Raw genomic sequence first — 20,834 nt, 5'->3', positions numbered from 1 at the left:
GATCCTGACACCGGGGTAATCCGTGAAAAAGCTCTCCGCACGACGACGCCATCCGTTGGCGGCGGTCGTCGTACTACTCCTCGCGCTGGCGGCCACTGGGGGGCTGTACGCCGCGTTTGCGCCCGCGAGTAAGGCGCAGGCCGACGACACCGCCCAGTCCCTTGCCATCGACGAGGGCAAGAAGCTGTACTCCGTCGGTTGCGCCAGCTGCCACGGAACCGGCGGTCAGGGGACCACCGACGGGCCGAGCCTGGTCGGCGTGGGCTCCGCCGCCGTGGACTTCCAGGTCGGTACGGGCCGTATGCCGGCGCAGCAGCCGGGTGCCCAGGTACCGAAGAAGAAGGTCATCTACAGCCAGGCCGAGATCGACCAGCTCGCGGCGTACGTCGCGTCGCTCGGCGCCGGTCCGGTCGTTCCGACCAAGAGCCAGGTCAGCCCTGAGGGCGCGGACATCGCCAAGGGTGGCGAGCTGTTCCGTACGAACTGCGCGCAGTGTCACAACTTCACCGGCCAGGGCGGTGCGCTGACGAACGGCAAGTACGCGCCCAGCCTCGAAGGCGTGGACCCGAAGCACCTCTACGAGGCCATGCAGACCGGCCCGCAGAGCATGCCGTCCTTCCCGGACACGACGATGCCCGAGCAGCAGAAGCGGGACATCATCGCGTACGTCCAGACCGTGAACGGCGCCCAGACCGAGAACCCGGGCGGTCTCACGCTGGGCGGCCTGGGGCCGGTCAGCGAGGGCCTGTTCGCCTGGATCTTCGGGCTCGGCGCACTGATCGCACTTGCCATTTGGGTCGCGGCCCACACCGCTAAGGCCAAGAAGTCATGAGTAGCCAAGAGATTCCAGACGAGAACCTGCCTGCTGAGCAGGGCGCCGCGCACGGCGCGGTAAAGGTCGCGGACGACCCGTTCGCCGACCCCGGGCTGCCGGCCCACAAGCCGCGCATCCAGGACATCGACGAACGTGCCGCGAAGCGCTCCGAGCGCACCGTCGCGCTCATGTTCACCGTGTCCATGCTGGCCACGGTCGCCTTCATCGCCTCGTACGTCATCTTCCCGGTCGACAAGATCGTGTTCATCTGGCCCTTCGGCCATGTGAGCGCGCTCAACTTCTCCCTGGGTCTGACCCTGGGCGTGGCCCTCTTCGCGATCGGCGCCGGTGCCGTCCACTGGGCACGCACCCTGATGTCCGACGTGGAGGTCGCCGACGACCGGCACGCCATCGAGGCCACGCCCGAGGTGAAGGCGAAGGTCCTCGCGGACTTCGCGGCCGGTGCCGAGGAGTCCGCGCTCGGCCGGCGCAAGCTGATCCGCAACACCATGTTCGGTGCGCTGGCCCTGGTGCCGCTCTCCGGTGTGGTGCTGCTGCGCGACCTCGGTCCGCTGCCGGAGAAGAAGCTCCGCAAGACCCTGTGGTCCAAGGGCAAGCAGCTCATCAACATGAACACGATGGAGCCGCTGCGTCCCGAGGACGTCGCGGTCGGTTCGCTGACCTTCGCCATGCCCGAGGGCCTGTCGGAGGAGGCGGAGGACTTCCAGAACCAGATCGCCAAGGCCGCGCTGATGATCATCCGCATCGAGCCGGGCAACATCAAGGACAAGCGCGAGCGCGAGTGGGCCCACGAGGGCATCGTGGCCTTCTCCAAGATCTGCACCCACGTCGGCTGCCCGATCAGCCTGTACGAGCAGCAGACGCACCACGTGCTCTGCCCGTGCCACCAGTCCACCTTCGACCTCTCCGACGGCGCCCGCGTCATCTTCGGTCCGGCCGGTCACGCCCTTCCGCAGCTGCGGATCGGTGTCAACAGCGAGGGCAACCTCGAGGCGCTCGGTGACTTCGAAGAGCCCGTCGGTCCTGCATTCTGGGAGCGCGGATGAGTACTGCGACCGACACACAGCGCAAGGCGCCCGCCGGTGAGCGGGTGGCCGACTGGGCGGACGGCCGGCTCGGGATCTACTCCCTGGCCAAGGCCAACATGCGCAAGATCTTCCCGGACCACTGGTCCTTCATGCTCGGTGAAGTCGCCCTCTACAGCTTCATCATCATCATCATCACGGGTGTCTACCTGACGCTGTTCTTCCACCCGAGCATGAACGAGGTCGTGTACCACGGCTCGTACGAGCCGATGCAGGGCATCAAGATGTCCGAGGCCTATGCCTCGACACTGGACATCAGCTTCGACGTCCGCGGTGGTCTGCTGGTTCGCCAGATCCACCACTGGGCCGCGCTGATCTTCCTGGCCGGCATGTTCGTGCACATGATGCGCGTCTTCTTCACGGGTGCGTTCCGCAAGCCGCGTGAGATCAACTGGGTGTTCGGCTTCCTGCTGTTCGTGCTGGGCATGTTCACCGGTTTCACCGGCTACTCGCTCCCGGACGACCTGCTGTCCGGTACGGGTGTCCGCTTCACCCAGGGCGCGATCCTGTCGATGCCGGTCGTCGGCACGTACATCTCGATGTTCCTGTTCGGCGGAGAGTTCCCCGGTCACGACTTCGTCGCCCGGTTCTACTCGATCCACATCCTGCTGCTGCCGGGCATCATGCTCGGCCTGCTGGTGGCGCACCTGATCCTGGTCTTCTACCACAAGCACACGCAGTTCGCGGGTCCTGGCCGCACCAACAAGAACGTCGTCGGCATGCCGCTCATGCCGGTGTACATGGCGAAGGCCGGTGGCTTCTTCTTCCTGGTCTTCGGCATCATCGCCGTCATCGCGGCCATCGCCTCGATCAACCCGATCTGGGCCATCGGCCCGTACCGCCCGGACCAGGTGTCCACCGGCGCCCAGCCCGACTGGTACATGGGCTTCGCCGAGGGTCTGATCCGAGTGATGCCTGGCTGGGAGATCAACCTCTGGGGTCACACGCTCGTCCTGGGTGTGTTCATCCCGCTGATGGCCTTCGGACTGGTACTCGCGATCATCGCGGTCTACCCGTTCGTCGAGTCCTGGATCACCGGGGACAAGCGCGAGCACCACATCCTGGACCGCCCGCGCAACGCCCCGACCCGGACGGCCTTCGGTGTCGCCTGGATCACCGAGTACGTCATCGTCTTCATCGGCGGTGGCAACGACCTATGGGCCACGCACTTCCACCTGTCGTTGAACGCCATCTCCTGGTTCGTCCGGATCTTCATCTTCGTCGGCCCGGTCCTCGCGTTCATCGCCACCCGCCGGATCTGCCTCGGCCTCCAGCGCCGCGACAAGGAGAAGGTGCTGCACGGGCGCGAGTCCGGCATCATCAAGCGCCTGCCGCACGGTGAGTTCGTCGAGATCCACGAGCCGCTCGGTCCGGAGCAGCTGCACACGCTCACCGCGCATGACCAGTACCAGCCGGTCGAGATCGGCCCGACGGTCGACGAGAACGGTGTCGAGCGCAAGGTGTCCGCCCTGCAGAAGCTGCGCGCCAAGCTCAGCAAGGGCTACTACGGCGAGGACAACCAGATCGCCAAGCCCACCGCCGAGGAGTACAAGGAGATCACCAGCGGCCACGGTCACCACTGATCGCCTGAACTGATCGCCACAGCAGGAGCCCCGTCCACCCGATGGACGGGGCTCTTCGCTGTCCCCGGCGCTCGATAGGGTGGAGGTCATCCCCTTATATCGGCTGTGGACCCCCAGGAGCGGACCATGAACGTTGTGACCCCGGTCGGCGGCGACAGCGTGGCGGACCGTTCCTGGCCCGGCGTGCTGAATCCGCTGCTGCGCGGCGAGGACCTGAGCGCGGACGACACCGCGTGGGCGATGGACCGCATCATGAGCGGTGAGGCGACCGATGTGCAGATCGCCGGTTTCGCGGTGGCCCTGCGTGCCAAGGGCGAGACGGTCGACGAGGTGTCGGGCCTGGTGCGCGCGATGTACGAGCACGCCCACACGATCCACGTACCCGGTCGCACGGTCGACATCGTCGGCACCGGCGGCGACCTCGCCAAGACGGTCAACATCTCCACGATGTCGGCGATCGTCATCGCGGGTACCGGCGCCAAGGTCGTCAAGCACGGCAACCGCGCCTCCTCCTCGGCGAGCGGCTCCTCCGACGTGCTGGAGAAGCTCGGCGTCAATCTGGAGCTCAGCGCGCAGCGGGTCGTCGAGGTCGCCGAGGCGGCGGGCATCACCTTCTGTTTCGCGGTGAAGTTCCACCCCGCCCTGCGGTACGCCGCCAGAGCCCGCAAGGAGCTCGGCGCCCCGACGACGTTCAACATCCTCGGGCCGCTCACCAACCCGGCCAGGGTCCGCTCCCAGGCGATCGGCGTCGCCGACCTGCGGATGGCCCCCATCGTCGCCGGCGTCCTCGCCGAGCGCGGCAATTCGGCGCTGGTCTTCCGCGGCGACGACGGCCTGGACGAGCTGGCGACGACCGCGACCTCGCGGGTCTGGGTGGTCCGGGACGGATCGGTGCGCGAGGAGGTCTTCGACCCGCGCGACGTCGGTCTGGAGCTGGTGCCGGCGCAGGCGCTGCGCGGCGCCGACGCCTCGTACAACGCGGATGTGGCCCGCCGGGTGCTGGCCGGCGAGCACGGGCCCGTACGGGAGGCCGTGCTGCTCAACTCCGCGGCGGCGCTGGTGGCTCTGAACCCGATGGACGGCACGCTGAACGAGCAGCTCGCCGCCGGGATCGCCAAGGCCGCCGAGTCCATCGACTCGGGGGCGGCCCGGCGGGCGCTGGAGCGCTGGGTGGCGGTCAGCAACGCCTGAGAGCCTGTCACCCGACAGGCTCTGAGCGGACGGAATGTGACGCAGGGCGCGGTCCGGATCCTGGACCGCGCCTTGCGCGTCGACGTACGTATGGCAAGATGCTGGGCAGGTCATGAGTGACAGCGACTACGGCCCCGGCCCGCTGTCCGGCAACCCTCCGTCCGTGGCGGGGTGCCCCGGGTGAAGACCAGGCCGTAGGCAGCGAGGTCTGCGGCAAGCGCGGGCCCCTCGGCATCTGTGAATGCCAGCCCCCGGGGTCCTGGTCCCTAGGGAGTCTCTTGTGAGCAAGCGAATGCGATAGGGCTTCCCGGCCCTCCTCCGCACACCCTTTTTCTCTCTCCGCTGTGCTGCCGTGCATCCGTCGGCGCACGCGATTCGCCTGCCTGATACGGGAGTTCGCCATGTCTGTCTTCACCGCTGCCGCCGACCAGTCGCTTTGTGCCCCTCTGCCGGTTCTGGGCGAGAACGTCATGGTTCCGCTGGTCACGGGTGGTGAGGTCGCGTACGCCGCTCTCGACTACGCCGCCAGCGCCCCTGCCCTGCAACGCGTCTGGGACGACGTCGCCGCGTACGCCCCGTACTACGGCAGTGTCCACCGCGGGGCCGGTTACCTCTCGCAGCTCTCCACGGACCTCTTCGAGAACAGCCGAGCGACCGTCGCGGAGTTCCTCGGCTGCCGCGCCGACGACCAGGTGATCTTCACCCGCTCGACCACCGACTCCCTCAACCTGCTGGCCGCCGTCGTCCCCGCCGACTGCCAGGTCTTCGTGTACGAGACCGAGCACCACGCCTCGCTGCTCCCGTGGCGCGACGCCCGGGTGACCTACCTGAACGCCCCGCGTACCCCGGCGCAGGCCGTCGAGACGCTGGAGCGCGCGCTCGCCGACCGTGAGCCCTACGGCCCCGCGCTGGTCTGCGTCACCGGCGCCTCCAACGTCACCGGCGAGCTGTGGCCGGTGAAGGAGCTGGCCGCCGCCGCGCACGCGCACGGTGCCCGGATCGTGCTGGACGCCGCCCAGCTCGCCCCGCACCACCCCGTCGACATCGCGGAGCTGGACGTCGACTGGGTCGCCTTCTCCGGGCACAAGCTGTACGCGCCGTTCGGCTCGGGGGTGCTCGCGGGCCGGGCCGACTGGCTGCAGGAGGCCGAGCCGTACCTGGCCGGCGGCGGCGCCTCGCGCACGGTCGCGCGCCGCACCGACGGCGGCGTGGACGTCGAGTGGCACTCCACCGCCGCCCGCCACGAGGCCGGTTCGCCCAATGTCATCGGCGTGTACTCCATCGCCTCCGCCTGCAAGGCGCTCACCGAGGCGGGCTTCGGCACTCTGGTCGCCCGGGAGCAGCACCTCGTCACCGCCGTCCGGGCCGGTCTCGCCGATGTCCCCGAGGTCAAGGTGCTCTCGCTGTTCGGTGACGACGCCCCGCGGGTCGGCGTCATCTCCTTCGTCGTGGAGGGCTGGAACAGCTCGCACTTCGCCGCCGCGCTCTCCGCCGAGTACGGCATCGGGGTCCGCGACGGACTGTTCTGCGCCCACCCGCTGGTCCGCACCCTGCTGGGCAGCGACCCGCAGGAGGCCGGCGAGTGCGGCGCGCCGGAGGCCGTGCCGGGGGAGCTCTCGCTCAACGCGATCCGCGTGAGCTTCGGAGCCGGTACGCCGGACGAGCACATCGAGCGCTTCGTCCGCGCGGTCAAGGAGCTGGTGAGCAAGGGCGCCCGGTGGAAGTACCGCACCGAGGGCGGCCGCTGCGTCCCGGACCGGGGTACGACACAGCTCTGACGGCCACGTGACACCTCGGCGGGGGAGGAGCGGTCGAGCCCCGTCCCTCACCGGGGTGTCACGCCGCGGTGAGCGGCGTACCTACGCGTCGAGGCCGATGGCGAAGGCGGCCTCCAGGTCATGCTGCGAGTACGTACGGAAGGCCACATGCGTGTCGGTGGCCTCGACGCCGGGGATCTTGCTGATCCGGCCGGGGATGACGTCCGCCAGGTCGTCGTGCTTGGCCACCCGGACCATGGCGATCAGGTCGTACGTACCGGTGACCGAGAAGACCTCGCTGACGCTGTCCAGCGCGGCGATGGCCTCGGCGATCTCGGGAATCCGGTCCACGCTGGTTTTGATGAGCACGATCGCGGTGATCACGGCTGGCTTTCTCCCTCGGTGGCCGTGGCTGGTGACTTCACTCTATCCGTACGCCGATAGCGTCCCCAGGCGTAGAGGAAGCCGAGGGCGAAGCCGACCACATGGGCCAGATAGGCCACCCCCGGCCCTCCGCTGCCCGCGCCCTGGACCGCCAGCCACTGCAGGACGAACCAGAAGATCAGCACAATCCAGGCGGGGAAACGCAGCGGCAGGAAGAAGAGGAACGGGAACAGACTGGTGACCCGGGCCCTGGGGAACAGGTAGAGGAACGCCCCGAGCACCGCCGAGATCGCCCCCGACGCGCCGACGAGGGTCTGGTCGGACGCGGCGTGCGCGGCGGCGTAGGCGACCAGGGCGAGATAGCCGCAGGCGACGTAGAAGAAGGTGAACTCGGCACGCCCCATGAACTCCTCGGCCATCGCCCCGAACACGTACAGGAAGAGCATGTTGCCGAGCAGATGCAGCCAGCTGCCGTGCACGAAGAGGGCGGTGAGAGGGGTGAGCAGGGCGTGTGCGGAGCCTGCCCACAGCTCGCTCGGGATCACGCCCCAGCGTTCGAAGTACCCGGCCTGGGCGGCGAGCAGGGCGTCGGCGGTGCCGGAGGGCGGGTTGAGCCCGGAGAGCGGGCTGATCAGGAACACCAGACAGCACAAGGCGATCAGGGCATGGGTCACCGATGGTCCGCCCGAGGTGACCATCCGTAGGAGCCCCCTGGTCAACCTGCCGGCCGCAGCACGCCGATCGATCATGAACAGAGCATGACGCAAGCGGAGGGAACGGGACAGAGCGCCTCGCCGTGTCGGGGGGACGCACCGAGGCCGTAGGGTTACGGCAGGACATCCGCAGTTCGACGGCGCACCGCGAGATCCTTGAAGCAGGCAGCACGAGGCTCGACGAAAGAGGACGCACGATGACGACGGTTCCCCAGCCGACCGACGGGACCCGCTGGCGCTGCACGCTCTGCGGAAACCTCACGCGTTTCGACGTGACACGCTCCTCCAAGGTCGTCGAGTACGTCCATCTCGACCTGGCCGGGGAGTCCACCGTCGAGGAACGCGAGGTGGTCAGTGAGACCATCGAGTCGGTGCGGTGCCGTTGGTGCAACGCGGTGGATCAGATCGAACTGGTGGCCAGGCCGGGTGCCGACTCCTGAGGGAGCCGCCCGGACAGACAATATGGGGTGACGGATGGTGGAGCAGCCCGCTAGCGGCGCAGAGTCGGCCGAGGCGGCCGGCGACGCCGTCGAGGCGCTCGACCGCCCGCTGCCCGAAGCCGTGCGACGACGGGTCGTCGCACTGGTCTCGGACGCGTTCGGCGGCCTCACGCTCACCGAACTCCCGGCCCAGCTGAGGCAGTACGCCCGTTTCACTCCGACCCGGCGCGCCAAGTTCGCCGGGAACGCGATGGCGGCCGCCCTGGAGGGCGACGCCCTGTTCCGGCAGCGCATCGGTGAACTGCTCAGGGAAGGGCAGCCGGAGCTGGCCGCCGCGCTGGAGGCCGGTTCGCCGCCCGCCGCCGCCGACCCCGTCGACGTGGCCGCGGCCGCCTATGTGCTGCGCCCGGCCGGCTGGGTGAAGCTGGTCGCGGCAGCCGGTGAGGAGGCCCAGCGGGCCGACGCCGAGCGTGCCGACGAGGAGAGCCGCCGCGAACTGGAGCGGCTGCGCGAGGAGCTCGCCCACTCCCGCTCCCACACGAGGAGCGAGACCGAGCGGCTCCGCGCCGAGCTGGATGCGGCCCGCAAGGAAGCCGACTCCCTTCAGCGCAAACTGCGCAGTGCCGTCAATGAGGTCAAGCGCGGCGAGGCCGCGCTGCGCCGCAGCCGGGCCGAGTACGAGACCGTACGGTCCGAGGCCGCCGCCCAGGTCTCCGCGGCCGAGAGCGAGACCCGTCGGCTCAAGGCGCGGCTCGGTGAGGCCGAGGCGGCCGTCGAGGCGGGCCGCAGGGCCGCCAGGGAAGGCCGGTCGGTCGAGGACATGCGGCTGCGGCTGCTGTTGGACACGGTGCTCGACGCGGCCCGCGGGCTCCGTCGTGAACTGGCTCTGCCGCCCTCGTCGATGCGTCCCGCGGACAGCGCCGACGCGGTCGAGCCGGGCCGGATGTCGCCCAAGGACATTGCGGCCAGGGCTCTTTCGGAGACCGATCCGGCCCTGCTCGACCAGTTGCTCGCGCTGCCGCAGGCGCATCTGATCGTGGACGGCTACAACGTCACCAAGACCGGCTATCCGCAGCTGCCGCTGGAGAAGCAGCGGTTGCGGCTGCTGGGCGGTCTCGCGGTGCTCGCGGCGCAGACCGGTGCGGAGATGACCTGTGTCTTCGACGGGGCCGAACTGGCAGCTCCGGTACTGCTCGCACCGCCGCGCGGGGTCCGGGTGCTGTTCAGCAAGCCCGGTGTGACCGCCGATGAACTCATCCGTCAGCTGGCGCGGGCCGAACCGCCGGGACGGCCGGTCGTGGTGGTCTCCACCGACCGCGAAGTCGCCGACGGAGTGGCGAAGGCGGGCGCCAGGCCCGTTGCGTCCGTCTTGCTCCTGAAGCGGCTTTCGCGGGTCTGACGGTGCTTTGCCGGGACTCGACGGAAATCGGGGAACGGACCGTCAAGTCACCGCTACACCGCGTGTGATGTGGGTAAAGAAGTGTGTCCTGTGATGAGATTTTTCTTGTGAGGATTTGAACTGATCACAAGTTGGTCACTAGGGTCGGGCCTCGAACCTTCGCACGGTCGATCACCCATCCGGGGTGACGGCGAAGGAACCGCCGCGTCCGTGATGTGCACGGAGCCGGGGATTCAGGTCCCCCCACAGCCCGGTAGGCGGCTCGAGGAAGAAGGAGCTCGCCTTCGTGGCGTCCCACCGTCGTCCCAAGCAGCCGAGCCGCGCCCGTGTGACCGTGCTCACCGCAACCGCCGCCGCGGCCATGGCGCTGACCTCCCAGGCGGCCCAGGCCGACCCGAAACCCTCCAAGGGCGAGGTCAAGGAGAAGGTCGAGAAGCTCGGCCACGAGGCCGGCGAGGCCAACGAGCAGTACTACGGCGCCAAGGAGAAGCAGCAGAAGCTGGAGAAGGAAGTCAGCGCGCTGCAGGACAAGGTGGCCCGCGGCCAGCAGGAGATCAACACCCTGCGCAACGGCCTCGGTTCGCTCGCCGCGGCGCAGTACCGCTCCGGTGGGCTCGACCCGTCGGTGCAGCTCTTCCTCTCGTCCAACCCGGACACCTTCCTCGACGAGGCCTCGGCCCTCGACCAGCTGACGGCCAAGCAGACCGAGGCCCTGGAGAAGATCCAGGAGAAGCAGCGGGTTCTCGCGCAGCAGCGCAAGGAGGCCCAGGACAAGCTCGGTGACCTCGAGGACGTGCGCAAGACGCTCGGCGCGAAGAAGAAGAAGCTCCAGGACAAGCTGGCCGAGACGCAGCGCCTGCTCAACTCGATGACCGAAGCCGAGCGCACGAAGATGCGCGAGGACCAGAAGCGTGCCAGCCGCGACGCGGGCGACCGCGTCGAGCTGGGCAAGGAGGTCCCCGCCTCCGCCCGGGGTGCCGCCGCCCTGAACGCCGCCTCCAGCCAGGTGGGCAAGCCGTACCAGCGCGGTGGCACCGGCCCCGCCGCGTTCGACTGCTCCGGGCTGACCCAGTGGGCCTACGCCCAGGCCAACGTCTCCATCTCCCGGGTCACGTACACCCAGGTCAACGACGGCGCCCGGATCGGGCGCAGCGCGCTGAAGCCGGGCGACCTGGTCTTCTTCAACAACACCTCTCACGTGGGCCTCTACGCGGGCAACAACACCGTCCTGCACGCCCCGTACACGGGCACGGTCGTCCGCTATGAGTCGATGAACACCATGGGCAGCTTCCAGTTCGGCGTGCGCGTCGGCTGACGACGCCCGAACGGGCGAATTCCCGCGCCCGCACAGGCAGCGCGCCCCGGCGGAGACCACAGGTCACCGCCGGGGCGTTCCTGTTTTCGCCGCCCGTCCGCCCGGCGCGGCCTTTGGTCGCTCCGTGATCGTCCGACTACTGTCTGCCTGCTGTGCAGCTCCCGTCGTCGGTCCGCCCGCCCCGGGCGGCAGGGGCTGCGCACATCTGCGTACAGCGGAAGGGAGTGCGGCGTCCTGTGGTGTCCCATCGCCGTTCCACACAGCCCGGCCTCAACCAGGGTGCCCGGATCACCGTCCTGTCGGCCGCGGCGGCCACCGCGGCCGCCACGCTCGGGGCGGCCACGGCCAACGCCGACCCGCAGGACACGTCCCGGAGCGCCAAGGCCCGGGTCGACCGGCTGTACAGCGAGGCCGAGCGGGCCACCGAGCAGTACAACGAGGCCGAGGAGAGCGCCGGCCGGCTGCGCGGCGAGGTGAACCGGGCCAGGGACCGGGCGGCCCGCGGCCAGGAACACCTCAACCGGATGCGTACGGCGCTCGGTTCGGCGGCGAGCGCGCAGTACCGCTCGGGCGGCCTCGACCCCTCGCTCGTCCTGCTGCTCTCCTCCGACCCGGACACCTATCTCGACCGGGCGGCCACCCTGGACCGTCTGACCGAGCATCAGGCGACCGAGCTGCGGGAACTCCAGCAGACGCAGCGCGGACTCGCGCAGACGCGTACGGAGGCCGCCCGGGCGCTGGCCGAGCTGGAGCGCAACCGCGCGGCCGCCACCCGCCACAAGCGGACCGTCGAGCAGAAGCTCGCCCGGGCCAGACAGCTGCTGGACGCGCTGCCCGACGCCGAACGGGCGGATTTCGAGCGGGCCTCGCGCTCCGGCCGCTACGACACGTTCCCGGCGACGGCCGGTCTGCCGGCCGGCTCCGCACGGGCGGCCGTCGCCGTGACGGCGGTCCGCCAGGCACTGGGCCGCCCGTACATCTGGGGGGCCAACGGACCCGCCGCGTTCGACTGTTCCGGGCTGATGCAGTGGGCGTACGCCCAGGCCGGGGTCAGCCTGCCGCGCACCTCGCAGGCCCAGCGGTACGCGGGGCACATGGTGCCGCTCTCCGAGGCCCGCCCGGGCGACCTGGTCGCCTACCGCGCGGATGCCGGCCACATCGGCATGTACGTCGGCAACGGCCAGGTCATCCACGCCCCGTACCCCGGCGCCCCGGTGCGCTACGACCCCGTCGGCATGATGCCCGTCTCATCGGTCACCCGCGTCTGACGACAACGCCGGAGACGGAGGCCCCGGACACCGCGACGCCGCCGGTCATCGCGGGCGAGGTCGTGACCCGTACCCTCGACCGGGTGACCGGCAGACGGCGTACCGCACGGCGGGGACGGGACGGAGGACGGCGCACGGCGGGAGCACTGCTCGCCGGGCTGCTGTTCGCCGCCGCCTGCACGGCTCCCGACGGCGGCGCCGCGCCGGACTCCGCCGACCAGGGCATCCGGGCCACCCTGGACCGCCGCGCGGCCGCCGTGCGGGCCCACGACGCGGACGCCTACGTGGCCGTCGTGGACCCGCACGCCACCGGGCTGCGCACGGCCCAGCGCCGGGAGCTGGACAACCTCGCGGACGTACCACTGAGCTCGTGGACGTACCGGCTGACGGACGTGACCGGACAGGGCACCGACCGGGCCACCGCGGACGTCCGGCTGCGCTACGGGATCAGTGGCTACGACGCCGCCCCGGTCTCCGTGGACCGGGTGATCGATCTGAGGCGGGACCGGGCGGACGGCCGCTGGTACATCACCGGCGACCGGGCGGGCAGGGACGGCGGCGGGCAGCTCTGGCAGCAGGGCGACGTGCGGGTGGCACACGGAGAGCACAGCCTCGTCCTCGGGGTCGGCCGCACGGAGCAGGAGCTGCGCGGGATCGCCCGGACCGCGGACCGCGCGGTGCCCGCCGTCTCCGGTGCCTGGCCGGAAGGCTGGGCCGGCCGCGTGCTGGTGCTCGTACCGCGCACCGTGGAGGACATGGCGGGGCTGCTGGGGTCACCGGCGGCGAACTACCGGGGCATCGCGGCCGTCACCACCGGGCGGACCGGCGGCCCGGACCGGGCGCCCGCGGACCGGGTGACCGTCAACCCGCAGGCGTACGGCCTGCTCAGCGCCCTCGGGCGACGGATCGTCCTCACCCACGAGATCACCCATGTCGCCACCCGCGCCCACACCTCCGCCGCCACCCCGGCCTGGCTCTCCGAGGGCTTCGCCGACTGGGCGGCCTACCGCGCCGAGGACCGTACCGCCGCACAGGCCGCGCCGGAACTGGCCGACGCCGTCGGGCGCGGCGAGCTGCCCGCCGGGCTCCCCGCGGACGAGGACTTCGGCTTCACGGGCGACCCCGCACGCCTGGCGAAGGCGTACGAGGGCGGCTGGCTGGCCTGCGAGCTGATCGCCGACCACTGGGGCGAGGAGAAGCTGTTCGCCTTCTACCGGGCCGTCGGAGGGCACTCGGGGCGGTCCGGAGCGGTGGAGCAGGCCATGCGCGACGTGCTCGCCACGACGCCGCGGGACTTCACCGCGCTCTGGCGGGACCACCTGCGCTCCCGGCTCGGCTGAGCACGGCACACGGTTCAGGAGCCGACCGGTTCTGCCTCGTGGCCGGCACCGGACACGGCGGCCGGGGGCCCGCCGCCCTGCGGCGCACCGTTCACCGTCTGCCGCCACAGCCGCCGGCAGGCGGTGAGCGTCGCCGCGACCAGCAGGCCGTTGCGCAGGAGCATCAGCGTCAGGCCCGTCGCATCACTGCTCACCACATGGACGAACCCGAACGGGAACTCCCACTGCGTGAGGCCCGTGGCGAGCAGCACCAGACCGGTCGGCAGCACTATCCGGCTCTCACGGAAGACCAGGCAGACCGCCGCCAGGCCGACCAGCCAGAGCATGTACTGCGGGCTGAGCACCCGGCTCGTCGTCGTGAACAGCAGAACCGCCGCGAACGCCGCGTCGGCCGGGGTGCTCACCCGGAAGTCGCGGGCCCGCAGCCGCCACACCAGCAGCCAGCCGAGGGCGACGACGGACAGACCGAGGGCGAGCGTGCTCACCAGCGGCACCTGCGGCCCCAGGAACTCCATGGAGCCGTAGTGCAGCTCCACCCGGCCCCGCCAGCCGAACTGCCGCCACACGTGGAAGACCAGCGCCCCCAGCGACTCGACCTCGGTGCCCCGGTCCCGCTGGAAGCCGAGAAAGGCCAGCGCACCGGGCATCGCCACGGTGCACACCACCAGCAGCCCGGCCGCCGTCGCCGCCGCGGCCGTCCACGCCCGGCGCGTCCGCGGCCCGCGCGCGGTACCGGCCAGAACCAGCGCCGGCCACACCTTCAGCAGCGCGCCGACGGCGGCCAGCGCCCCCAGCACCCGCGGATGCCGTACCCCCGCCAGCAGCGCCGCCACCGCCACCGCCGTCACCATCACGTCGTACCGGGCGTACGCGGTCGTACCGAGCAGTGGCACCCCGGCCACCCACACCCAGGCGCCCGCCGTCCGCCGGCCGGCCCCGCGGCCCGTGTACAGCAGCAGCCCCAGCACCAGCCCGTCGCACAGGAAGGCGAGGACGAAGAAGGCCGAGGCGTACCCCAGGAACGGCAGCAGAGCGGGGGAGAGGACGGCGAGCGCGGCGAGGGGCGGGTACTGCCAGGCGACGTCGGAACGCGGGTACGTACCGGTCTTCAGGACCTCGGACCAGCCGTGGTAGATCACCGAGACATCACTGGTCACGTCCGGTCCGGACGGCGGGATCACCCGGGTGACGCACAGCAGCAGCACGAACCTGGTGAGGGCCCAGACCGCGAGAGCGAGCCGTGTGCCGGTCGGTCCGGTCATGACCGCCTCATCCGTTTCGTCGGTGGGTGGACCGATGGGCACCCGGCGCGTAGGTCGGCGGGAACCCGGTGGTACGAGGAGCCATGATGCCCGCCGGCCTGTGCGAGAGCCATCGCGACGGCCGCCCGGTACTGTCGGCCGGGATGGACAAGACCCTGATCGTGACCAACGACTTCCCGCCCCGCCCCGGCGGCATCCAGGCGTTCCTGCACAACATGGCACTGCGCCTGGACCCCGGACAGATCGTCGTCTACGCCTCCACCTGGAAGCGCGGACCCGAAGGCGTCGCGGCCACCGCCGCCTTCGACGCCGAGCAGCCCTTCACCGTCGTCCGCGATCGTACGACGATGCTGCTCCCGACCCCGCGGGTCACCCGGCGCGCCACGCAGCTGCTGCGCATACACGGCTGCACCTCCGTGTGGTTCGGCGCCGCGGCCCCGCTCGGGCTGATGGCACCGGCGCTGCGCAAGGCCGGTGCCCGGCGCCTGGTCGCCACCACGCACGGACACGAGGCGGGCTGGGCCCAGCTGCCCGCGGCCCGGCAGCTGCTGCGACAGATCGGTGAAACCACGGACACGATCACCTATCTGGGGGAGTACACCCGCTCCCGGATCGCCGCCGTGCTCACCCCCGAGGCGGCGGACCGCATGGTCCAGCTGCCGCCCGGCGTCGACGAGAAGACCTTCCACCCGGACTCCGGCGGGGACCTGGTCAGGGCCCGGCTCGGGCTCTCCGACCGGCCCGTCGTCGTCTGCGTGTCACGGCTCGTGCCGCGCAAGGGCCAGGACACGCTGATCCTCGCGATGCCCGCGATCCTGGCGCAGGTACCGGACGCGGTGCTGCTGATCGTCGGCGGCGGGCCGTACGCCCAGGAGTTGAAGCGGCTGGCCGCCGAGACGGGGGTCGCGGACTCGGTGCGCTTCACCGGGCCGGTGCCGTGGGCCGAGCTGCCCGCCCATTGCGGCGCGGGCGATGTCTTCGCCATGCCGTGCCGGACCCGTCGTGGCGGTCTGGATGTGGAGGGCCTCGGCATCGTCTTCCTGGAGGCGTCCGCGACCGGGCTGCCGGTGGTGGCGGGTGACTCGGGCGGCGCGCCGGACGCCGTGCTCGACGGCGAGACCGGGTGGGTGGTGCGCGGCGGTTCGGCGGAGGAGTCGGCCGAACGGATCGTCACCCTGCTCCGCGACCCGGAGCTGCGACAACGGATGGGGGAGCGGGGGCGGGCCTGGGTCGAGGAGAAGTGGCGCTGGGACCTGCTGGCCGAGAGGCTCAAGGCGCTGCTCTGAGAGGGCCCGGGCCGGTTCGGTCGAGCACCGCCCGGGCCGGCCCCGTCCCACGCGCGGCGGTGTTCCCGTCACACGCGTGGCGGTGTTCCCGTGCCGCGGCGGGCGGCGGCACCGCCGCCCGGCCACGGCACGCCCGCCGACTGGTCCGCTCCGGTGGACGGCCGCCACGCTCCGGAAGACGGCCTTCAGTCCCGGCAGCCTTCCGTCAGCGCTGGTAGATCGCCTCGATCTCGTCCGCGAAGTCCTTCGCCACCACATTCCGCTTCAGCTTCAGCGACGGGGTGATGTGGCCCGCCTCCTCGGTGAACTGGGAGGGCAGGATGCGGAACTTGCGTACCGACTCCGCCTTGGACACCGCGGCGTTCCCGTCGTCCACCGCCCGCTGCACCTCGGCCAGCAGCTCCGGGTCCTCGCACAGCGACGCGGCCGTCGCACCGGCCGGCTTGCCGTGCTCCTCGGCCCAGCGGCCCAGGAACTCCTCGTCCACGGTGATCAGTGCGCCCACGAACGGCCGTCCGTCGCCGACCACCATGCACTCGGCGACCAGGGCGTGCCCGCGGATGCGGTCCTCGATCACCGCGGGCGCGACGTTCTTGCCGCCCGCGGTCACGATGATCTCCTTCTTGCGGCCGGTGATCGAGAGATAGCCGTCCTCGTCGAGCGTGCCGATGTCGCCCGTGTGGAACCAGCCGTCCGCCAGTGCGTCGGCCGTCGCCGCCTCGTTGTTCCAGTAGCCGGTGAACAGGTGCTCGCCGTGCAGCAGCACCTCGCCGTCGTCGGCGATCCGGACGACCGAGCCGGGCAGCGGCTGGCCGACCGTACCGATCTTCTGCCGGTCCCACGGATTGAAGGCGGTGGCCGCGCAGGACTCGGTGAGGCCGTAGCCCTCCAGGACGGTGAAGCCGATACCGCGGTAGAAGTGGCCGAGCCGCTCGCCCAGCGGCGCACCGCCGGAGATCGCGTACTCGCCGCGGCCGCCGAGCACGGCCCGCAGCTTGCCGTAGACCAGCCGGTCGAAGATCTTGTGCTTGAACTTCAGTCCCAGGGACGGGCCCTGAGGGGTACTCAGCGAGCGGCTGTACGTGATCGCGGTGTTCGCGGCCCGGTCGAAGATGCCGCCCTTGCCGTCGGCCTGCGCCTTGGCGCGCGCCGCGTTGTAGACCTTCTCGAAGACCCGCGGCACACCGAGGATCAACGTCGGCCGGAATGAGGCCAGTTCATCGGTGAGGTTCTTGACGTCCGGTACGCAGCCGAGCTTGATCGGCGCCATCACCGAGGCCACCTCGACCAGCCGTCCGAAGACATGCGCGGCGGGCAGGAAGAGCAGCACCGAGCGCTCGCCGGTACGGAAGAGGGGCTTCAGCCGTTCCACCGCATTGCCGCACTCCGCGAAGAAGCTGCGGTGCGTGAGCACACAGCCCTTGGGGCGGCCCGTGGTGCCCGAGGTATAGACGATGGTGGCCGGGTCGTCCGCCTTGGCGCTCGCCATCCGCAGGTCGAGGGTCTCGTCGGAGACGTCCGCGCCGATCGCCGTCAACCGGCTGATCGCGTCGTCCTCGATCTGCCAGATCCCCTTCAGCTCCGGCAGATCCGCCTGGACCGAGACCACGGAGTCCTGGTTCGCCCCGGACTCCACGACGCACAGCGCGGCGCCGGAGTCGCCGAGGATCCACTGGATCTGCTCGGGCGAGCTCGTCTCGTACACCGGAACGGTGACCGCGCCCGCGCTCCAGATCGCGAAGTCGAGCAGTACCCACTCGTAGCGGGTACGGGAGAGCAGGGCCACCCGGTCGCCCGCCCCGACTCCCGCGGCGATCAGGCCCTTGGCGACGCCTCTGACCTCGGCCAGGAACTGGGTGGCGTCGACATCGGTCCACCCGCCCGCCACCTTGCGGCTCATCACCGCGACGTCGGGATGCTGAGCGGCATTGCGGCGGATGAGATCCGTCAGGTTGCCGTCCGAGGGAACCTCGTACAGGGCCGGAAGGCTGAACTCGCGCAAGACTGCTGCTCCTCATCGGGCTCCGGTGCCACGGCTCCGTGCGACGCACCGGCTGCGGTTCCAGATTGGCAGGTGCTCAGTGGGGTGAGCACGACTGGACTGCCGGACTGCCCGGACGTTACCCACCAGTACTCGGTTCCCGACAGGGGTTCCGGCCAGATGTCTTGTGCGTCACACACCACCGTGATCCTTGGGCGCACAGTAGTCCACCGCCGTTTTCGGCCGGAGGCAGCCGCAGGTCCGGCGGCCTCTACCCAGGTGGACGGCGGAGTCCTAGGGTGATCGGCATGCCAGCCGGACCGAACAGCGAAGGAATCCCGACCGCGCGGCGCACCCGTGTTCATGTGGTCAGTGACGTGCACGGAAACACCGAGGCCCTGGCCCGTGCCGGGAACGGCGCCGATGCCCTGATCTGCCTGGGTGACCTGGTGCTCTTCCTCGACTACGCCGACCACTCGCGCGGCATCTTCCCCGATCTCTTCGGTGTGGAGAACGCCGACCGGATCGTCGAACTGCGCACCGCCCGCCGCTTCGAGGAGGCCCGGGAGTTCGGCCGCGGCCTGTGGGCGGGCATGGACCGCAACGCCGCGATCGTCTCGGCGGTGCGCAAGCAGTACGCCGAGCTCTTCCCGGCCTTCCCCACCCCGACGTACGCCACCTACGGCAACGTCGACATCCCCGGCCTGTGGCCCGAGTACGCACGCCCGGGCACCACGGTCCTCGACGGCGACCGCGTCGAGATCGGCGGCCGCGTCCTCGGCTTCGTCGGCGGCGGCCTGAAGACCCCGATGAACACCCCGTACGAGATCAGCGACGAGGAGTACGCGGCCAAGATCGAGGCGATCGGCCCGGTCGACGTGCTCTGCACCCACATCCCGCCCGATGTGCCGGAGCTGACGTACGACACGGTCGCACGCCGCTTCGAACGAGGCAGCCGGGCCCTGCTCGACGCCATCCGCCGGACCCGCCCCCGGTACGCGCTCTTCGGCCACGTCCACCAGCCCCTGGTCCGGCGGATGCGGATCGGTGCCACCGAGTGCGTGAACGTCGGCCACTTCGCGTCCACCGGCAGGCCCTGGGCCCTGGAGTGGTGACCGCACCGGCGCCGGACCCTGGGCCGGGACGCCGCGCACACGCGATAGCCTTCTGACGGCAGTCTTCTGCCGACGCACCGGTACACCGCACTGGAGGAGCCACGGCGATGGCTGAACACACCAGCTCGAGCATCACGATCGAGGCGGCGCCGGCCGACGTCATGGGAGTGATCGCCGACTTCGCCCGCTATCCGGAGTGGACCGGCGAGGTCAAGGAGGCCGAGATCCTCGCCACCGACGACCGGGGCCGCGCCGAGAAGGTCCGGCTCGTCCTCGACGCCGGAGCGATCAAGGACGACCACACTCTCGCGTACACCTGGATCGGCGACTACGAGGTCAGCTGGACCCTCGTCAAGTCCCAGATGCTGCGTGCCATCGACGGCTCCTACGCACTGGCCCCGCTCGGCGACGGCGACCGCACCGAGGTCACCTACCGGCTGACCGTCGACGTCAAGATCCCGATGCTCGGCATGATCAAGCGCAAGGCGGAGAAGGTCATCATCGACCGTGCCCTGGCCGGTCTGAAGAAGCGCGTCGAGTCCGTCCCGAAGGCCTGACCCGGTGCGTACGGTTCTCGTCACCGGCCCCGGCGGCGCGGGCCGTACCACCGTCGCGGCGGCGACCGCGCTGGCAGCGGCCCGCCGGGGCCGCCGCACCCTGCTCCTTTCCGCCGACGCCATACCCGGCTTCCCCGCGGACACGGAACCGGCCGAGGTCGCCGACGGTCTGTGGTCCGCCCGTATCGACTCCGGCGAGCACTTCCGCGGCGAACTCCTCGCACTCCAGGAGCGGGCCTCCGGCGTGCTCGACCTGCTCGGCGGGAACCGCCTGGACGGCGAGGAACTCACCGAACTCCCCGGCAGCGCCCAGCTCGCCCTCCTGCACACCCTGCGCCGCGCCGCCGAGGGCGACTGGCCGGAAGGCGGCCACGACCTCCTCGTCGTCGACCTGCCGCCGCTGCGCGAAGCGCTCGCCGTGCTCGCCCTGCCCGAACAGCTGCGCCGTTATCTGCGCCGCCTCCTGCCCCAGGAACGCCAGGCCGCACGCGCCCTGCGCCCGATGCTCGCCCAGCTCGCCGGTGTACCCATGCCCGCCCAGTGGCTGTACGAGGCCGCCGCCCGCAAGGACACGGAGCTGGCCGCCGTCCAGGCGCTGATCGAGGACCGCGGCACCACGCTCCGGCTGGTCGCCGAGCCCGGCCCCGCCGCCGAGGACGCCCTGCGCACCGCCCGCACCGGGCTCGCCCTGCACGGACTGCGCGTCGACACCCTCGTGGCGAACCGGGTACTGCCCCGGCACTCCGGCGACCCCTGGTTCGCCGCCCTCGCCGCACAGCAGGAGAAGACCATCGACCACTGGTACGAGGAATGGGTGCCCGCGGCGGCCCTGTGCGAAGTGCCCCACCTCGGCCGCGACCCGCGCGGCCCGGACGACCTCGCCCTCCTCGACACCGGGGCCGGCCGCACCGTCTTCGAGGGAGCGGGCACCGGCGGCGGCCCCTTCGAGGGCGACGGGCTCGCCGCGGAACTGGACGACCGCGGTCCCGGCCGGGCCGACGACCCGTGGTGGATCGAGGCCCCGGACGCCCTCGACGGACTGCGGCCCGGCGCCCGGACGGTGGCCGCCCCGCGGTCCGGCGACGGCGACCCGGTCCTCGTCTGGTGCCTGCCGCTGCCCGGCGCCGCCAAGAAGGACCTCCAGCTGGTGCGCCGCGGCGACGAACTGCTCCTCACCGTGGGCCCGTTCCACCGGATCGTCCCCCTGGAGTCCGGGCTGCGCCGCTGCACCGTCTCCGGAGCGGCCCTCACCGACGGCGTGCTCCGCGTCAGGTTCACACCGGACCCCGGTCTCTGGCCCCGGACGAGCTGAACGGCGCGTCA

18 protein-coding genes and 1 riboswitch are annotated in these 20,834 nt (G+C 71.0%); of the genes, 14 read left to right on the top strand and 4 right to left on the bottom strand.

The features are described from left to right. Window positions 1-22 precede the first annotated feature (22 nt). The 5 genes from ACF08M_RS04710 to ACF08M_RS04690 all read left to right on the top strand — a co-directional run bounded on the left by ACF08M_RS04710 (window position 23) and on the right by ACF08M_RS04690 (window position 6,472). Window positions 23-832, top strand: coding sequence for a c-type cytochrome (locus tag ACF08M_RS04710; RefSeq protein ID WP_392183768.1), 810 nt, complete (start codon window positions 23-25; stop codon window positions 830-832). Then, window positions 829-1,881, top strand: a complete 1,053-nt coding sequence (locus ACF08M_RS04705; protein WP_392183767.1) for a Rieske 2Fe-2S domain-containing protein — start codon at window positions 829-831, stop codon at window positions 1,879-1,881. Before ACF08M_RS04710 ends, ACF08M_RS04705 begins: the two co-directional genes overlap by 4 nt. Continuing rightward, the gene (locus ACF08M_RS04700) at window positions 1,878-3,503 is read left to right on the top strand and encodes a cytochrome bc complex cytochrome b subunit (RefSeq protein ID WP_392183766.1); all 1,626 of its coding nucleotides are present in this window, start codon (window positions 1,878-1,880) and stop codon (window positions 3,501-3,503) included. Before ACF08M_RS04705 ends, ACF08M_RS04700 begins: the two co-directional genes overlap by 4 nt. Before the next feature lie 126 nt (window positions 3,504-3,629). Continuing rightward, complete coding sequence (trpD, locus tag ACF08M_RS04695) at window positions 3,630-4,694, top strand: anthranilate phosphoribosyltransferase (RefSeq protein ID WP_392183765.1); 1,065 nt, start codon at window positions 3,630-3,632, stop codon at window positions 4,692-4,694. A gap of 108 nt (window positions 4,695-4,802) precedes the next feature. Then, a riboswitch (SAM riboswitch) is annotated at window positions 4,803-4,920 on the top strand. A gap of 175 nt (window positions 4,921-5,095) precedes the next feature. After that, window positions 5,096-6,472 carry an aminotransferase class V-fold PLP-dependent enzyme gene (locus ACF08M_RS04690; RefSeq protein WP_392183764.1) on the top strand — a complete coding sequence of 459 codons (1,377 nt, stop codon included), beginning with the start codon at window positions 5,096-5,098 and terminating at the stop codon, window positions 6,470-6,472. 81 nt (window positions 6,473-6,553) lie between these two features. On the opposite strand, the gene ACF08M_RS04685 is transcribed toward ACF08M_RS04690, so the two are convergent. Beyond that, window positions 6,554-6,835 carry an Lrp/AsnC family transcriptional regulator gene (locus ACF08M_RS04685; protein WP_093543818.1) on the bottom strand — a complete coding sequence of 94 codons (282 nt, stop codon included), beginning with the start codon at window positions 6,833-6,835 and terminating at the stop codon, window positions 6,554-6,556. Continuing rightward, entirely contained in the window at window positions 6,832-7,584 is a 753-nt protein-coding gene (locus ACF08M_RS04680; RefSeq protein WP_392183763.1) for a rhomboid family intramembrane serine protease, read from the bottom strand. The genes ACF08M_RS04685 and ACF08M_RS04680 overlap by 4 nt, the downstream gene beginning before the upstream one ends. 161 nt (window positions 7,585-7,745) lie before the next feature. Here ACF08M_RS04680 and ACF08M_RS04675 point away from each other — a divergent pair, with 161 nt between their 5' ends. From ACF08M_RS04675 to ACF08M_RS04655, 5 genes are all read left to right on the top strand, one after another. Beyond that, the gene (locus ACF08M_RS04675; RefSeq protein ID WP_266745708.1) at window positions 7,746-7,988 is read left to right on the top strand and encodes a hypothetical protein; all 243 of its coding nucleotides are present in this window, start codon (window positions 7,746-7,748) and stop codon (window positions 7,986-7,988) included. Between the two features lie 37 nt (window positions 7,989-8,025). Then, a complete protein-coding gene (locus tag ACF08M_RS04670) occupies window positions 8,026-9,387 on the top strand; it encodes an NYN domain-containing protein (RefSeq protein ID WP_392183979.1) in 1,362 nt (453 codons plus the stop codon). Window positions 9,388-9,673: 286 nt separating this feature from the next. After that, the gene (locus ACF08M_RS04665; protein ID WP_392183762.1) at window positions 9,674-10,702 is read left to right on the top strand and encodes an NlpC/P60 family protein; all 1,029 of its coding nucleotides are present in this window, start codon (window positions 9,674-9,676) and stop codon (window positions 10,700-10,702) included. Window positions 10,703-10,938: 236 nt separating this feature from the next. Then, window positions 10,939-11,970 carry an NlpC/P60 family protein gene (locus tag ACF08M_RS04660; protein WP_392183761.1) on the top strand — a complete coding sequence of 344 codons (1,032 nt, stop codon included), beginning with the start codon at window positions 10,939-10,941 and terminating at the stop codon, window positions 11,968-11,970. 83 nt (window positions 11,971-12,053) lie between these two features. Continuing rightward, window positions 12,054-13,310, top strand: coding sequence for a hypothetical protein (locus ACF08M_RS04655; RefSeq protein WP_392183760.1), 1,257 nt, complete (start codon window positions 12,054-12,056; stop codon window positions 13,308-13,310). Between the two features lie 14 nt (window positions 13,311-13,324). On the opposite strand, the gene ACF08M_RS04650 is transcribed toward ACF08M_RS04655, so the two are convergent. Further along, complete coding sequence (locus tag ACF08M_RS04650; protein ID WP_392183759.1) at window positions 13,325-14,572, bottom strand: glycosyltransferase 87 family protein; 1,248 nt, start codon at window positions 14,570-14,572, stop codon at window positions 13,325-13,327. 143 nt (window positions 14,573-14,715) lie between these two features. On the opposite strand from ACF08M_RS04650, the gene ACF08M_RS04645 reads away from it, so the two are divergent. Further along, window positions 14,716-15,858 (top strand): glycosyltransferase family 4 protein, encoded by a 1,143-nt coding sequence (locus ACF08M_RS04645; RefSeq protein ID WP_392183758.1) that lies wholly within the window; start codon window positions 14,716-14,718, stop codon window positions 15,856-15,858. A 205-nt stretch (window positions 15,859-16,063) separates the two neighbouring features. Here ACF08M_RS04645 and ACF08M_RS04640 read toward each other — a convergent pair whose 3' ends face one another. After that, a complete protein-coding gene (locus ACF08M_RS04640; protein ID WP_392183757.1) occupies window positions 16,064-17,860 on the bottom strand; it encodes an AMP-dependent synthetase/ligase in 1,797 nt (598 codons plus the stop codon). A 287-nt stretch (window positions 17,861-18,147) separates the two neighbouring features. Here ACF08M_RS04640 and ACF08M_RS04635 point away from each other — a divergent pair, with 287 nt between their 5' ends. The 3 genes from ACF08M_RS04635 to ACF08M_RS04625 all read left to right on the top strand — a co-directional run bounded on the left by ACF08M_RS04635 (window position 18,148) and on the right by ACF08M_RS04625 (window position 20,823). After that, on the top strand, window positions 18,148-18,954 hold the full coding sequence (locus tag ACF08M_RS04635) for a metallophosphoesterase (RefSeq protein WP_392183756.1): 807 nt from the start codon (window positions 18,148-18,150) through the stop codon (window positions 18,952-18,954). Window positions 18,955-19,061: 107 nt separating this feature from the next. After that, window positions 19,062-19,511, top strand: coding sequence for an SRPBCC family protein (locus tag ACF08M_RS04630; protein ID WP_362204460.1), 450 nt, complete (start codon window positions 19,062-19,064; stop codon window positions 19,509-19,511). A 4-nt stretch (window positions 19,512-19,515) separates the two neighbouring features. Next, entirely contained in the window at window positions 19,516-20,823 is a 1,308-nt protein-coding gene (locus ACF08M_RS04625) for an ArsA family ATPase (protein WP_392183755.1), read from the top strand. The last annotated feature ends 11 nt before the right edge of the window (window positions 20,824-20,834 follow it).

Source organism: Streptomyces sp. NPDC015032, assembly GCF_043080425.1.
GTDB lineage: Bacteria > Actinomycetota > Actinomycetes > Streptomycetales > Streptomycetaceae > Streptomyces.
This window is presented reverse-complemented; position numbering and strand designations above follow the sequence as displayed.